Below are 16,502 nucleotides of genomic sequence, written 5' to 3'. Positions count from 1 at the left end.
CGCAAGGTTATTGGTAAGCTAATTACGATTGCCGCCGCCGTAAGATTGAGTAATTTCTTTCGCAGCATGAATGACTAGCGCACCAAGTTCTGTGACGCGATCGTCGGTAATGCGCGATACCGGGCCGGAGATGGAGATCGCCGCAAAGGCTTCGTGATGTTCATCGAACAAACACGCGGCGATACAACGTAGGCCGAGGGCATGCTCTTCATCATCGAATGAATAACCTTGCTTGCGGATTAATGCCAAATTCTCTTTCAGACTGGCTGGGTTGGTACGAGTATGCTGGGTATAGGCATGCAGCCCTTTTTTATGTAAAAGTTGTACCAACTGATCGTCCGACAAGGTTGAAAGAAAGGCTTTGCCCGCACCAGAAGCATGCATTGGCAGCTTGCCACCAATGGGTGCGGACATGCGCATCAGTGCGGTACATTGCACTTGGTCGATAATAATGGCTTGATAATCACTGTGATCGAGCACCGCCAGATTGACGGTTTCGCCAGATTCATCCATTAAGCGGCGCAGCATCGGGTGAACCATTGCCAGTAAATTGCGGCTTTGCAAAAAGCTGCTGCCAACAATAAAGGCGTGAGCGCCCATGGTCCAAAGGCCTAAATCCCCCACTTGGCGAACAAAACCTTGTTGTTGCATGGTGGTCAACAGGCGATGAGTGGTTGAGTTTGGTAAACCCGCCTGTTGGGCTAAATCGGTCAGTGCCACACTCCCTTGAGCTTCGGAAATATATTCCAGTAATTTAAGCCCGCGAGTTAATGACTGAACCTGACCCGTTGCCGCTGTGGTAGTTTGCGCGGCTGCCTTGGGTTTCTTTCCCCGTTTAATTGGAATCGGTAACGCCATAAATCAGCCCCTCAGATATTTTTATGGAATTCATTTTCGTTTTTCAATTATGCATGCAAACCGTAAAAAATGCTCATCCGATGAGTGACTTTAGCTACCTGAAAAAGTCTCAACTGGGAGTGGACTCATTACGCCGGTAACTTGTGCTAGGATGGCAGACTGATTTGTGAATGGATTATTTTTCAGCATATCTGATACTAAGAAAACGTAAAAATACGTCGGGCAATGGCAAGGCAACAGGGTGAAGAGGCGACAGTGGTGGATACAGTAACAAATAATAAGGTTAAGGAATTACACCAGCAACTGGCACAAAGAATTTTGGTGCTGGATGGTGGCATGGGCACCATGATCCAGAGTTATCGGTTGGAAGAGGCCGATTATCGAGGTGCTCGTTTTGCCGACTGGCCCAGTGATCTGAAGGGCAACAACGACTTACTGGTACTTTCTAAGCCGGAAGTCATTATTGCCATTCATAATGCTTATCTTGAAGCCGGTGCTGATATTCTCGAAACCAACACATTCAACTCCACCCCCATTGCCATGGCGGATTATCAAATGGAGTCGCTGTCAGCTGAAATTAACTATGAAGCTGCCCGTTTGGCCCGTATCTGTGCTGATGAATGGACGGCTCGCACGCCTGAAAAACCGCGTTATGTTGCCGGGGTACTTGGCCCGACCAACCGTACCGCGTCTATCTCACCTAAAGTTAACGATCCGGCGTTTCGTAACGTCAGTTTTGATCAATTGGTTGAGGCTTACCGGGAATCCACCCGTGCGTTGATTGAGGGCGGTGTCGATCTAATTATGATTGAAACCGTCTTCGATACCCTCAATGCCAAAGCGGCGACATTTGCCGTTGAATCTGAATTTGAAGCCATGGGTGTGCTACTGCCGGTGATGATTTCCGGCACAATTACCGATGCCTCTGGCCGTACATTATCCGGCCAAACCACCGAAGCTTTTTATAACTCGCTGCGCCACGTGAAGCCGCTCTCTTTTGGCTTGAACTGTGCCTTGGGGCCAGATGAGTTACGTCAATATGTCGCTGAATTATCGCGTATTTCTGAATATTATGTCAGTGCGCACCCAAATGCCGGTTTACCGAATGCTTTTGGTGAATATGATCTGGAAGCCAAAGAGATGGCAGAGCAGATTGGCGAGTGGGCGCGGGCTGGATTTTTGAATATCGTCGGTGGCTGCTGTGGTACGACACCACGGCATATTGCGGCAATGGTTAAAGCCGTTTCTGGCGTCGCGCCACGACCATTGCCGGATATCCCAGTAGCTTGCCGCCTGGCAGGACTGGAACCATTGACGATTGATGCCAATACCCTGTTTGTTAACGTTGGTGAGCGCACTAACGTTACGGGTTCGGCACGTTTCAAGCGGCTGATAAAAGAAGAAAAATATGGCGAGGCGCTGGATGTTGCTCGCCAGCAGGTTGAGAGTGGCGCGCAGATCATCGATATCAATATGGATGAGGGGATGCTCGACGCCGAGGCCGCCATGGTGCGTTTTCTCAATCTGATTGCCGGTGAACCAGATATCGCGCGGGTGCCGATTATGATTGACTCCTCAAAGTGGGATGTCATCGAAAAGGGCCTTAAATGTATTCAGGGCAAGGGCATCGTCAACTCTATTTCGATGAAAGAGGGTGTCGATGCCTTTATTCATCATGCCAAACTGGTTCGCCGCTATGGTGCTGCCATGGTGGTGATGGCCTTTGATGAAAAGGGGCAGGCTGATACTCGCGCTCGTAAAATCGAAATCTGCCGTCGCGCCTATAAGATTTTGACCGAAACCGTCGGCTTCCCGCCGGAAGATATTATTTTCGACCCGAATATTTTTGCTGTTGCTACCGGGATTGAAGAGCATAACAACTATGCTGTCGACTTTATTGAAGCTTGTGCGGATATCAAAGCCGAACTGCCTTACGCCATGATTTCTGGTGGTGTTTCCAACGTTTCTTTCTCCTTCCGGGGCAATGATCCGGTGCGAGAAGCTATTCACGCAGTGTTCCTCTACTACGCTATTCGTAGTGGCATGGATATGGGGATCGTCAACGCCGGGCAGTTGGCTATCTATGATGACCTGTCAGATGAGCTGCGGAATGCAGTTGAAGATGTGATTCTTAACCGCCGTGATGACAGCACTGAGCGCCTGTTGGATCTAGCCGAAAAATACCGTGGCAGTAAAAGTGATGAGGTGGCAGTTCAACAAGCGGAATGGCGCAGTTGGCCAGTGGTGAAGCGGCTGGAATATTCACTGGTTAAAGGCATTACCGAATTTATTGAGCTGGATACGGAAGAAGCTCGACAGGAAGCAGACCGGCCGATTGAGGTTATCGAAGGGCCACTGATGGCCGGTATGAATGTCGTCGGGGATTTGTTCGGTGAAGGGAAAATGTTCCTGCCGCAGGTGGTGAAATCCGCCCGAGTCATGAAACAGGCGGTTGCCTATCTTGAACCATATATTGAAGCCAGCAAACAGAAGGGCAGTACCGCAGGTAAGATCCTACTGGCGACGGTTAAAGGTGATGTGCATGACATCGGCAAAAATATTGTGGGTGTGGTGTTGCAGTGCAATAACTATGAAATTATCGATTTGGGTGTGATGGTGCCGACGGAGAAAATCTTGCGCACCGCGCGGGAAGAGAAAGTTGATATTATCGGCTTATCTGGCCTTATCACCCCGTCGCTGGATGAGATGGTTAACGTTGCCAAAGAGATGGAGCGTCAGGGTTTTACGCTGCCTTTGCTGATTGGTGGCGCAACCACTTCCAAGGCTCATACCGCAGTGAAAATCGAGCAGAACTACAGTGGTTCCACCACTTATGTTTCGAATGCCTCACGCAGTGTTGGCGTGGTGTCGGCCCTGTTATCTGATACTCAACGCGATGCGTTTGTGGCGAAAACGCGTAAGGAATATGAAACCGTACGCATTCAGCATGCGCGTAAGAAACCACGCACTCCTCCGGTGAGTTTGCAAGCCGCCCGGGACAACCGCACAGTGATTGATTGGGAGAATTATACTCCGCCAGCCGTGCACAAGTTGGGTGTGCAACAGGTCGAGGCCAGCATTGAAACCTTGCGCAATTACATCGACTGGACGCCATTCTTTATGACCTGGTCGTTGGCGGGCAAGTATCCACGCATTCTGGAAGATGAGGTGGTTGGGGAAGAAGCCAAACGCCTGTTTGCCGATGCTAATGAGATGCTGGATAAGCTTTCAGCAGAAGATTTGCTGCATCCCAAAGGTGTGGTCGGGTTGTTTCCTGCCAACAGTGTTGGGGATGATATCGAGATTTACCGTGATGAGCGGCGAGATGAAGTGCTGGTGGTCAGCCACCATTTACGCCAGCAAACAGAAAAAACCGACTTCGCGAACTATTGCCTGGCGGATTACATCGCGCCTAAATCTAGTGGTAAAGCTGATTATTATGGTGCTTTTGCCGTTACCGGTGGTCTGGAAGAGGATGCGCTGGCCGAGGCCTATGATGCCCAACATGATGATTACAATAAAATTATGATTAAGGCGCTGTCTGACCGTCTGGCCGAAGCCTTTGCTGAATATCTGCATGAGCGAGTGCGTAAAGTGTATTGGGGTTTTGCTCCTAATGAAAATCTGAGCAATGAAGAGCTAGTGCGGGAGAATTATCAAGGGATCCGCCCGGCTCCGGGGTATCCGGCCTGTCCAGAACATACGGAAAAAGGCCAAATCTGGCAGTTGCTGGATGTGGAAACCCACACTGGCATGAAGCTGACGGAATCCTATGCCATGTGGCCAGGGGCTTCAGTATCGGGCTGGTACTTTAGTCATCCAGATAGCAAATACTTTGCTGTGGCACAGATTCAACGTGATCAAGTGGAGGATTATGCCGCACGCAAAGGGATGCCGGTGGCTGAAGTTGAGCGCTGGTTAGCACCTAATCTGGGTTACGACGCGGATTGATATATACTTTGTTGTTGAAGTTGCAGAGGGCGCTAGCCGCCCCCTGCAATCTCAATGATTTTTGACTAACTGCTAAGGCTGACCGTGGGTAATGCCAGCAACGGCATTTTTCTGCTCTGATCCGCCATGGGCACCTATCAACGGGGTTTTCCCCTCCATAAGGTCACTGGCTCCGTTCCCCAGCATCTTCATCACCGATGAAGCACCATTGACTCTAGCCCCACCTTGGGTATGTTTGCCGTTAACATCCTGCAGTTCAAGGCCATTGGTTTGCAAATCGACTTTTCCTCCCTGATTGGCAATATTTCCACCTATCAATTCAGTTTTGCCATTAACGTTTAACTCAACATTTTGCTTGCCGATAATGGCTGATTGCTCTGCGACGGCTTGGTTGTTTACCACCTCAACCTCAACGTTAGCATTGCCAGCCCCCCCTTTAACCGAGTCATTTTGCACCTTATTTTTGACTTTGTTACCAATGGCTTTCGCACCTTTTTGCCACCATTTATCCTTGGTTTCTTTTTCGTCTTTCGGGTCTTTTACTGCGTCCTGCTCGCTTTTTTTGCCCTCTTTGGTGTAACTGAGCAGTTCGATGTTATCCTCTTCTTTGGTGGTAAATTTGCTCGATATTTGGTCATATTGCTTTTTGATTTTGTCGAACAACTTGTCGGAGTGGGTATTGAGCTTGTTCTTGACCTTGTCTGAACCCATTGGGCTGGCATTCGCTATTTGATTAACCAGACTGTCCTGCTTTTCGTTACTGTGGCTCGCGCCAAAGTGGGTTGTGACGTCAATTTTATGTAATTCATCGATGCGGCTTTCGACGGTCAGATTGCCACCAATATTGCCTTTAATATTGTCGGCCTCGAGTTTAGCTCCGGCCAGAACCATATCTTTAGCGGTGTTTAGGGTGATATTATTGCTGTTGATATGGCTGTTTTGCTGTGTGACTGAATCTAATTTATTCACGGCCACATCAATCTTGGCCCCCACATCATGATTCTTCTCACTGCTTTGTTTATCAATAACCCCCTGGTCATCTTTACTAAACTGATGACTTTGACTGCCATTGGCTGCGGCTTCAAAGCTCCAGTTATTCTTGTGTTGTTCGTCCTGAGCTGATTCCAGCAAAATGCCGCCATTATTGGCATTCAACGTCGTTTTTGGGCTGTTAATAGTGGCATTTTGCATATGAATAGCCTCTTTGTCGTCACTATCAGCCTGAACCATAAAGTGCCCATCGCTATGGATTACGCTACCTTGATGTATCACCGCAGACTCGTCTGTCTTGGCGAGCTTAATATCAGCATCGGCCTGCATCCCTTTGCTGTTGCCATCCTGGCCTTTGCTGATACCGGCATTGGCACCGGCGGACCATGTCATGTCCTGCTTTGAACCTTCAGATTTGGCCGCTTGGATATCCACTTTGCCATCAGCCGTCAGTTGAATATCCCCTGTAGGTTTCTCTTTGCTACCAAAGGCGGTACCGGTTAGGGTTAAATCTTTTCCTGCATTCAATTCAATCCCCTGCTGACCTTGTAGGGTACTGACCTGGGCTATCGAAGCATCAATTTCACCCTTACTGTGCCCACCCCCCAATCCTGCGCCGAACTCTTTACTATTAGTATTGGTGCCGAGGTTCAACTGGGCATTGGCCTCAACATTATTATGGCTTTCGCTGATATGATGGGTTGCCTGATCAATGTGGATATTCCCTCCTGCATTAATCGTCACTTTGCCATCTCCAGCATTAATATTAGTGCCTTGATAAATAGCATCTTCTTTTATATTAATATTGATTCCATTGGCGGCATTCATGCTACCAACCTGCGCACTTTCACCTTTTGCATGCTGCTCGGTTGAGCCACCTTTGCCTTTGCCATCCACGGTAACGTCTTTGCCTGTGGTGGTATAAATCCGAATACCAGCTTCACCTGAGGTTTCTTGAGTTTGTTGATCATCACGATCAACGGCGGCTTCAAAGTTATGGCTGGCAGCATTCAACGTAATAGCCCCTTTATCTGCCTGATATTCAGTTCCCTGATCTTTTAATGCACCCGTGGCATTGATAGCAATATCGCCCCCTTTTATTGACGTTCCGATGGATTGATTGCTGGTCAGACTGGTTTCTTTCGTCCCTCCTTTTGCATAGATATCAACCCCTGCATTAGGTGAGCCAATGTCATCCACGGCATCAATCATGCCACCTATATCTTGCTCTTTAGCTTTATTGACCATCTCTTCAATTGGGCGGGTTATCTTGTCATAAGCAATATTAACGCCAAAACCAGCATCAAGATTTGTCGTTTCAGTGACTGTTTTTTCACTGTTTTCTGCTGCTAAATTATTCACATTGTCAGCGCTAACCTGATAAATACCTTCGACGCTATGAGCGCTCCCTTGGTTAGTCATATCTTTGGCCGCAGTAATATTTAGGTTGCCCGCAACTTTGGAACCAGAGACCACGGCGGTTGATTTATCACTGCTGGTTTCGGTGTCTTCATAACTGACATTTGCCCCACTGCCCGCTTTATCCATACCACCGTCGTAGTGGACATCGACGCCAACAGTTTCTTTTTCTTTCTGGCTAGAGGTGGTGTCGTTGGCTGCAATAAACGAAACATTTTCGCCTTTAATATCAGCGTCGCCTTTGGTGGTAGTGAGGTCAGAGCCGATAAATGTGACGTCTTTTTGAGCATCCAGTTTGACAGCACCTCCCTCGAGGGTTGCGCCGTGGTGCTTAATATTCTCTGTTTTTTCACTTTCGCTGGTGTGCTCCAGTTTCAGCCCGGCCTGATACTGACCTTCGTCATTGTCACTGGTAAAACCTTCAAGAGTTAATTTCGTTTTTTGTTCATCTATTTTTTGTTGTTCTACTGCCGCTTTAACATTAATTTCGCCCAGAGTTTCAATCCCCAGTTCCCCGGCACTTTTTACCAGACTGCCAATGACTTCCACATTATCTTTACTGATTATCTTTAGGTTAGCGTCAGAAACTAATTCGCTGCCGGTAACCTCTTCATCACGATTATTGGCCTTGTGTGAACTGCCGGTAATATTAAAGGCGACACCATTGCGCTCATCAATTTTGGTTGTGGTGGTACTAATGGCGTTATCAATCTTAATCCCGCCTTTATCTGACTGAACAAAACCATCGTCGATACCTTTCACTTTGCTGCCGGTAATTGCAACGCTATCACGGCCACTGACAAAAATTTTACCATCAGCGGTTATTTCAGAGCCGTGGCTAGTTTCCGCATTTTTGTCATTATTATTGTGGTCGATACCGCCTAACCCAAGATTTTGCTCATGCTTACCGTTGGTCGTTTTCTGATCTCGAGTCTTTTGTACATCAATTTTGACTTCATTAGCATTAATGAATAAATCACCCTTCGCGCTAGCTTTGGCCCCGCTGGTGGTTATTTTTCCTCCTGCAGTTAGACCCAAATTTCCGTCAGCTTGCAGCGTGGTTTTATTCAGTTTTTGTGTAGTCTCTTTGTTATCCCAGGTTTTATCTTTCTGCATTTGTACATAGTGATGGCCTTTTTCATGATCTGAATTTTGAACAATCACACCTTCCAGTTTTAAATCTTTTTTTGCTTTGATTGATAGATTATTACCAGCCTTAACAGAAGAACCGGATAGCTTTATATCTCCTCTGGTGGACTGAATAGAAACATTATTATTTGCGGTAATAGTGGTGCCAAATGTCGTCTGCTTTTCTTTTTTATTGTCTGAGGATTTACTCCAATTATGCAGCCCCCATCCGCCACTTTCAGAGTAACCATCTGATTCTGTATCGGTCAGTTTTTCGCTACCTAATTGAATATTATTCCCTTGCATCTCGATGTTCTTGCCATCAATAATTGCAGCATCAAGATGATTTTTTTTCTTGGCGATAATAGAAATATTACTGCCTTCGATTCTGGTACGCATGAGTGTCTGTTTTGTCGCACCACCAGAAGTGGTTTCGGCAATATCGCCAGAAGTAAAAATATCGCCTGCATTTATGGTTATATCTTTACCCATTAAACTGGCAGGAGCAGGGTTGTCATTAATATCAGGATCAGAGTCAACATCAAGATTCAGCCTGCCCGGTGTTGAGATTTCTATTGACTCAAGGGCCTTATTAAATTTCGACATATTGACGCCATTACCTTCGGCGGTGTTAATAATTCTAATCCTATTTGCCGTCATGCTGCCAAAGAGTTTACTGTCATATGCCGCGCCAATATAATTAGCTGACTTGATTACGCGGCCGTCTGTGCTGACTTCATTTTGACCTAGTATGATATTGATATCTTGCCAAGAATCAATGGCCCCTAATATATTAATTCGTGGTGAAATTAAATCTAATGAGCCCTTGAAACGATAGTAGTCATCACCTATTTCTAATGCATTAGTGTTATTTCGGGTATCAAAACCCTGCAAATTACCTTGTTCTACTAATGGGTTGCCGACAACCAAAGAAGTTCTATTGGTATTAATAAATCCACAGCTATTACAAGTAATGCCATTAGGGTTGGCTAGAATATAATCTGCGGCCATTCCAAACACTTCTTGCTGTCCCAATAATAATGAAGGGTTACGACTAATGACCTCATTAAGAATAATATTAGCGGCTTGGCCATTTAAGTTTTGGTTAGCACTTAATTGTCCAGCTAACTGAGAGTTACCCGCATTGATAGCATTATTCAGTACGGCTCCTTGATTACCCACATTGAAACTATCAAATTGGTTATGTGACAATCCGGATGCCGTGGGCTTTACGATATCAATGATTGGTATACCATTGGCTGAATTAATATCGGGTTTATGGGCACTGTCGCCAGCACTGACAATTCCGGCGGCATAACAGGTCGCGACTGAAACTGAAATAATGGCAACTGCCGCCACTAACTTCCCCGCAGGGGAAAGCTTGAACTTATTTTGCTTCATTTTTATTTCTCCATCTATTTGTCATATTGTTAGTATTAATAAAAAATAGCGTGCACCGATGTGGGTGAGTTAAAAGGAATAAGAGAAGCGAGCCAGAATATTGATGGGATCTTTACTCGCTGATTTTCCTGACAACAGATGACCACGGCTAGCTTCGACATCCACTTTGATATCACGATAGCTGACATTAATTCCGGTACTGAGCCCGATGGCACTGTTCCAATTTTGTGACGATTGTTGAATACGACCAACATCAGCGCCGAGTCGTGGCGTTATTATGGTATTGCCCAGAGTGAAATTACGTGACAAGGTATTTTGTAAATACCAGCCATTATCCGCCGATAATGTATTACGGCTAAAACCGCGAATAGCGTTGTTATCCGTAATACTGAGCCACTCAATACCCGGTAGACGATCACGACTATATTGGCCATAAAATTGATTACTTAACAGATAGGTATCATCGAACAATTTGAAGTATTGTCTGGAGATAATGGTTGTTTTGGCTTTAGTAAATTGGCTATCTTGATGGCGGGAAGAATAACCCTGATCGGCACCCAACCACGGCAATCCTTGTTCAATACCGAAATTAATATTGAAAATACCATTCGGCAGCATGTGCAGATGATTAATCCCTAACTCAAATATTGTGAGTGTTGGGCTACTGACCGTTATTTCCTGGTCATTAAGATAGTTTTCAGCTTGCTTATAAGTCAGTTGCGCACTGACGCCATTAATTTGGTCTTGGTCACGATAGAAAACATAATCTGTGCGTAAGCCATGTTGCTGTGTTTTTCCATGAAGTTCAATGGTATTAAATTGTAATTTCACCGGATAAAGGTACTCAGAATAACTGCCAAAACCACTAAAGGTTAAAGCCCCGTAGGGAATAGAATAAAAGAGTGAATAGGCGCGACTATGATTTTTTTCGGCATTATCCGTGGTGCTGGAAATACTTAAATTAATGGAATCTGATAATCCAAAGGGATTATCGAGAGAAAATGAACTTCGGCTTAGCCAGTTACCAGTACTTTTATTGCCGTAATTATCAAGTGATGTTGTTAGACGCCAAGGTTTTGAACGGGAATTACTGAGTTTAAGAATAGACCCACCCGGTTGGCTACCAGGTAAAATATCTACAGTTATTTTATTTGATGGTAAGCGATTCGCCTGATCTAATCCTTGATCAAGCTGAGTAATATTCAGTGGTTTTCCCGTCATATTGGGAAAAATACTTTCAACCTCTAACTGAGGATCGTCACTTTCAATTTTTTCGATAAATCCTTCAGTGATATCCAAACCGAGTTCGCCATCGGCGTCAGGTGGAATAAATTGAATGCGCGCTGTGATATAACCTTTGGTAAGATAAATCTGTGTTAACTCGCGAGCGAGTAGATTGATATTATCACTATGAATACACTGCTCGGGTATAGCGCTGAGATTATCTAATTCTTTAATGCTTAATAAGGTAATTCCCTGAATATAGACACCACTGATAGGCAGGCACTGTGAGGCATTTTCTAGCTCAGGTGCATGGTTTTCCGTTTCAGGTGATAACCCACGTGGCTCTGAATGTGATTGGCGGCGTTCTTCTATTAGCTGATTAATTTCATTGCTGCTGTTCTGTAAATTCTGGCGTGACTCATTCATCGGCGAGGGAATATCTATCCCCGGAGCGGGACTGGCGTGTGCACCAGTACTCAATAAAAACCATAATGCGGTGCGTTTTGGGATCATAATGTTTGATTGAGAAATGCACGGGTCAGTTCTCGCCTCCTTGAGTCAAATGCCGGGCGGCATGATTACCGTCCCTGATGAATAGAAACGGCAGGTAATCTCAAGAATTAAGAAATTTTCAGGAATTGAAGAAATATAATAAAAATTTGATGTTTATTGGATGTGAAATACGATTGGTGAGAATTAATTAAAGTATATTCAGGCGAATAGCGGATTCTAATTAATTTAATCAATAGGGGCTTTAGGTGCGAATGCCCGGCTAAACCGGGCATGATAGATATTGCGAATTATTCTTGGTCTTTTTTAACCGGTTTACCTGACCAATAGCCAGCCAGCAAGGAACCGGAAAGGTTATGCCAAACAGAGAACAGAGCGCCGGGCAGGGCTGCCAGTGGTGAGAAGTAAATTTTACCCAAGGTGGCGGCCAATCCTGAGTTTTGCATCCCCACTTCGATAGCCAGTGTCCGGCAGGTTGATTCATCAAAACCGAATAGCTTTCCACCCCAATAACCACTGAGTAAGCCGATACCGTTGTGCAAAATAACCGCGATAATCACTACAAAGCCGACGGAAGCGATATGGCTTTGGCTGCCTGCCACCACGGCGCTGATGATGGCTAAAATGCAGACCATCGACATGGCGGGCAGATAAGGTTCAATGCGCTTAACCGTTTTGGTAAAGGTATGATGGATAACCAACCCGGCAGTAATCGGGATAACCACGATTTGCAGAATACTTTTTAGCATCCCGACCACATCCACACTGATGGTGGCATCGACATATAACCGGGTCAGTAGTGGGGTGGCAAAAACACCGACCAGCGTGGAGACCGCAGAGATAGTGACAGACAGTGCCACGTCACCTTTTGCCAGATAAATCATTACATTGGATGCCGTGCCGCTGGCAACACTGCCAACCAACACCATACCGGCAGACAAGTCCGGTGGCATCCGGAATAGCATGGCCAGAATCCATGCAGTGAGCGGCATAATCAGATAATGCAGAAAAGTTGCTGCTGCAACTGGGGCCGGGCGTGAAAGCACTCGTTTGAAATCATCCAGCCGTAGTGTGACGCCCATGGCAAACATAATCAGCATCAATAGTGGACCGACATAAGGGCCAATGCCGGTAAACGTGGTCGGGCGGAAATAGGCTGCCACGGAGAGCAGCAGTGCCCATACAGGGAACAGGCGCGTGATTTTTACCAACATGAGGCGAGAATCCTTAATCGTCAGTGTCAGATAGATGAAAACCGGACGAAAACGCCCGGTTTGTGATGCAATTACTTTGCAGGTTTTGTCATGATGTCGGTGGTTTTACTCAAATAGATTGTGATGCAATGTTTGCACCACTTTCTCCGCGTCGTGACCTGGAATCAAGAAACACAGGTTGTGACTGCTGGCTCCGTAGCAAATCATACGAATATTGAATGGGTCGAGCACGCCGAACACTTCTTTGCCGACGCCACAGGCTTGCGACAAGTGATTACCAATAATTGCCACCAATGCCAGATTCTCTTCCACTTCCACCCGGCACAGCGAGGAGAGCTCCGTCAACAATGAAGTCGTCAATAGGCTGTCGCCGGTCGACGTGGAGCCGGTGGTATCCAGAGTGAGGGCCACACTCACTTCTGAGGTAGTAATCAAATCCACCGAAATATTGTGGCGCGCCAGAATGTTAAACACCTCAGCCAGAAAACCGCGAGCATGCAACATGTTTAAGCTATGCAGGGTGACCAGCGTTTGCTTACGGCGCAGTGCCAAGGCACGGAACAACGGTGGATTTTTGGTTTCATTACACACCAGCGTGCCACCGGCGGCGGGATCTTTGCTGGAGCCAACAAACACTGGAATATCACTGCGTACTGCCGGTAATAAGGTCGCCGGGTGCAGTACTTTGGCCCCAAAGGTCGCCATTTCAGCGGCTTCTTCGAAAGCGATTTTATCAATGCGTTTTGCGCCCGGAACCACGCGCGGGTCAGTGGTATAAATCCCCGGCACATCTGTCCAGATGTCAATACGGCTGACATTCAGTGCTTCACCCAGTAGGGCGGCGGTGTAATCACTGCCACCACGGCCAAGGGTCGTGGTGCGGCCTTTACTTTCACTGCCGATAAAACCTTGTGTGACCACAATGGCGTGCTGGATGCGCGGTGCTAACTGGGTTTGAGCCAGTTCAGACAAGACTTGGGTATCGGGTTCCGCGCGGCCAAAACGATCATTAGTGCGCATAATTTTACGCACATCAAACCATTCCACTGCTACCTGACGCTGACGCAGCAGTTCGACAAATAGCAATGTCGACATCAATTCGCCGTGGCTGACCAACTCATCGGTCAGTGCTGCTGAGGTCGCCAGACTGGCAGCTTCAGACAACATGGCCATGTTTTCCAGCATGCGATCAATTTCTTCGCGAATAACCACCGAATCAGAAAGATTAGCGAGAATATTATATTGAATGCGACGGATTTCATCTAAATGCCGGGTGCGGGTTTCCAACTCACAACCCTCAGCCAGGGCGACCAACAGATTGGTAATACCGGCTGACGCCGACAAAATCACCAAACGAACGTCCGGGTTCGATAAAACCACATCAGCACTGCGACTCATGGCATCAAAATCAGCCACGCTGGTGCCACCAAATTTGGCAACCACTATTGGGGCAGGGGAGCGGTCAGTCTGTTGGGATGCTACTTGAATCATCTAAAAAAACCTCGTGTCAGGGATGCCATCTTGGGTGGTCATCTGTATTAGCCTTGGCACAAGGAAAGAGCGGTAAATCAGGGGGCAGGCGTAGCAATAACACTACGTTACACCCAGAAGCGCTCCACCTTGTTGACCGCCCTAAAGGAACGGCACTGGTGACAACCCAGGGGATTCAGCCCCTGCAGTCGACACGCTGATGGCCGAAATCACCGTGTCTCGGCGTCGCTCCCCCTCGAATGTCTTCAGCGGATCACGGCTCCTCTGACACTTTACCTGGGCGACGCACCTCTTCTGGCTTACGCACCGGGTACGCAAGTAGGTGTTTAGGAATAACGGGTTATCGGCTTGCTGTCAACGATATGACCATGAGGTATTTTCATATTTAATAAATTGTCACTTCATATAACTAATTTAACTGGATATCGACTGACAATGCGGCGTTTACCTCATGGTGGGGACTGAGAACAAGGGAAAGAGAGAAAACAGGAAGCAGATCAAAAGTTGTTTCGAGAGATATCACCTATCGCAAGAAAAGAGATCTCAATCACAGGGTAACAGGATACAATCAATGTATTCGTTTCATTAATCCTTAAGCCTAGAAGAGCGCCGCTATGAAAAATATTAATCCTAGTCAAACCGCTGCCTGGAAAGCGTTACAGCAACACTTTGAACAGATGAAAGATGTGCAAATCCGCGATCTGTTTGCCGAGGACAAGCAGCGTTTTGAGAAATTCTCCGCGACTTTTGATGATCAAATGCTGGTGGATTTCTCCAAAAACCGCATTACCAGCGAAACCATGGAAAAGCTGCAAGCACTGGCCAAAGAAACTGACCTGGCGGGCGCGATCAAATCTATGTTTTCGGGTGAGAAAATCAACCGCACCGAAGACCGCGCAGTGTTACATGTTGCTCTGCGTAACCGCAGCAATACGCCAATTGTGGTTGATGGTAAGGATGTGATGCCAGAAGTTAATGCGGTTCTGGCCAAAATGAAACAGTTCTGTGACCGTGTGATAAGCGGTGACTGGAAAGGCTATACCGGCAAAGCCATTACTGATGTGGTGAATATCGGTATCGGTGGTTCAGACCTCGGCCCTTACATGGTGACCGAAGCACTACGCCCTTACAAAAATCACCTGAATATGCATTTTGTTTCTAACGTTGATGGCACTCATATTGCTGAAGCGTTGAAATCATTGAACCCAGAAACTACGTTGGTTCTGGTGGCGTCAAAAACCTTTACCACCCAAGAAACCATGACCAACGCCCACAGTGCGCGTGATTGGTTCTTGGCGACGGCGCAAGATCCTGCTCATGTCGCCAAACATTTTGCAGCGCTATCAACCAATGCTAAAGCCGTGGGTGAGTTTGGTATTGATACCGACAATATGTTTGAGTTTTGGGATTGGGTCGGTGGCCGCTATTCCCTGTGGTCTGCTATCGGCTTGTCTATCGCGCTGTCTGTTGGTTTTGAGCATTTCGAACAGTTGCTCAGCGGCGCACATGCCATGGACAAACACTTCGCCAATACCCCGGCGGAGCAGAACCTGCCGATCCTGTTGGCATTGATTGGTATCTGGTATAACAATTTCTTTGGTGCTGAAACCGAAGCTATCCTGCCTTATGACCAATATATGCATCGTTTCCCGGCTTACTTCCAGCAGGGCAATATGGAATCCAACGGTAAGTATGTTGACCGTAACGGCAACCCGGTTGATTACCAGACGGGCCCAATTATCTGGGGCGAACCAGGCACCAATGGGCAGCATGCGTTTTATCAGTTGATTCATCAGGGTACCAAATTGGTTCCTTGTGATTTTATCGCTCCGGCTATCAGTCATAATCCACTGAGTGACCACCACGCGAAACTGCTGTCTAACTTCTTCGCGCAAACCGAAGCTCTGGCCTTTGGTAAATCACTGGCTGAAGTTGAAGCTGAATTTGCTGCGGCGGGTAAAACTCCGGAACAAGTGGCTCATGTTGCGCCGTTCAAAGTGTTCGAAGGTAATCGTCCAACCAACTCTATCCTGCTGCGTGAAATTACCCCATTCAGCTTGGGTGCCTTGATTGCACTGTATGAGCACAAGATCTTCACGCAAGGGATTATCCTGAACATTTACACCTTTGACCAATGGGGTGTCGAACTGGGTAAACAACTGGCTAATCGCATTTTGCCTGAGTTGGCAGATGATAAAGACGTGACCAGTCACGACAGTTCAACCAATGCGTTGATTAACCGTTTCAAGAACTGGCGTTAAGCTTACAGGCTGAAGCTCCTTGATCCGTGCTTATTAGCCTCTTACTTGGGTAAGG

Annotated in this window: 7 protein-coding genes and 1 riboswitch; of the genes, 2 read left to right on the top strand and 5 right to left on the bottom strand. The window is 46.8% G+C overall.

The genetic code is table 11. From position 1 onward, the window contains the following. Positions 1–18: 18 nt before the first annotated feature. Entirely contained in the window at positions 19–858 is an 840-nt protein-coding gene (gene iclR / locus DJ58_RS10735) for a glyoxylate bypass operon transcriptional repressor IclR (protein ID WP_004711249.1), read from the bottom strand. A gap of 255 nt (positions 859–1,113) precedes the next feature. Here iclR and metH point away from each other — a divergent pair, with 255 nt between their 5' ends. Then, positions 1,114–4,809, top strand: coding sequence for a methionine synthase (gene metH, locus DJ58_RS10740; RefSeq protein ID WP_032911632.1), 3,696 nt, complete (start codon positions 1,114–1,116; stop codon positions 4,807–4,809). A gap of 72 nt (positions 4,810–4,881) precedes the next feature. Here the strand turns inward: metH and DJ58_RS10745 are convergent, their stop codons facing one another. The 4 genes from DJ58_RS10745 to lysC form a co-directional block, all read right to left on the bottom strand. Further along, positions 4,882–9,747, bottom strand: coding sequence for a hemagglutinin repeat-containing protein (locus tag DJ58_RS10745; protein WP_004711245.1), 4,866 nt, complete (start codon positions 9,745–9,747; stop codon positions 4,882–4,884). A 69-nt stretch (positions 9,748–9,816) separates the two neighbouring features. Next, positions 9,817–11,484 carry a ShlB/FhaC/HecB family hemolysin secretion/activation protein gene (locus tag DJ58_RS10750; RefSeq protein ID WP_004711243.1) on the bottom strand — a complete coding sequence of 556 codons (1,668 nt, stop codon included), beginning with the start codon at positions 11,482–11,484 and terminating at the stop codon, positions 9,817–9,819. A 287-nt stretch (positions 11,485–11,771) separates the two neighbouring features. After that, positions 11,772–12,695 carry a ketopantoate/pantoate/pantothenate transporter PanS gene (gene panS / locus DJ58_RS10755; RefSeq protein WP_004711241.1) on the bottom strand — a complete coding sequence of 308 codons (924 nt, stop codon included), beginning with the start codon at positions 12,693–12,695 and terminating at the stop codon, positions 11,772–11,774. Positions 12,696–12,800: 105 nt separating this feature from the next. After that, positions 12,801–14,186, bottom strand: a complete 1,386-nt coding sequence (gene lysC / locus DJ58_RS10760; protein WP_004711238.1) for a lysine-sensitive aspartokinase 3 — start codon at positions 14,184–14,186, stop codon at positions 12,801–12,803. Between the two features lie 109 nt (positions 14,187–14,295). Beyond that, positions 14,296–14,488: riboswitch (Lysine riboswitch) on the bottom strand. Between the two features lie 312 nt (positions 14,489–14,800). Here lysC and pgi point away from each other — a divergent pair. Then, a complete protein-coding gene (gene pgi / locus DJ58_RS10765; protein WP_004711236.1) occupies positions 14,801–16,447 on the top strand; it encodes a glucose-6-phosphate isomerase in 1,647 nt (548 codons plus the stop codon). Positions 16,448–16,502: the final 55 nt, after the last annotated feature.

The sequence above is a fragment of the Yersinia frederiksenii ATCC 33641 genome (assembly GCF_000754805.1).
Classification (GTDB): Bacteria; Pseudomonadota; Gammaproteobacteria; order Enterobacterales; family Enterobacteriaceae; genus Yersinia; species Yersinia frederiksenii.
This window is presented reverse-complemented; position numbering and strand designations above follow the sequence as displayed.

Excerpts from the sequence above, each read along its gene's own strand:
- iclR (WP_004711249.1), bottom strand. The coding sequence starts at position 858 with ATGGCGTTACCGATTCCAATTAAACGGGGAAAGAAACCCAAGGCAGCC.
- DJ58_RS10745 (WP_004711245.1), bottom strand. The coding sequence starts at position 9,747 with ATGAAGCAAAATAAGTTCAAGCTTTCCCCTGCGGGGAAGTTAGTGGCG.
- DJ58_RS10750 (WP_004711243.1), bottom strand. The coding sequence starts at position 11,484 with ATGATCCCAAAACGCACCGCATTATGGTTTTTATTGAGTACTGGTGCA.
- panS (WP_004711241.1), bottom strand. The coding sequence starts at position 12,695 with ATGTTGGTAAAAATCACGCGCCTGTTCCCTGTATGGGCACTGCTGCTC.
- lysC (WP_004711238.1), bottom strand. The coding sequence starts at position 14,186 with ATGATTCAAGTAGCATCCCAACAGACTGACCGCTCCCCTGCCCCAATA.
- pgi (WP_004711236.1), top strand. The coding sequence starts at position 14,801 with ATGAAAAATATTAATCCTAGTCAAACCGCTGCCTGGAAAGCGTTACAG.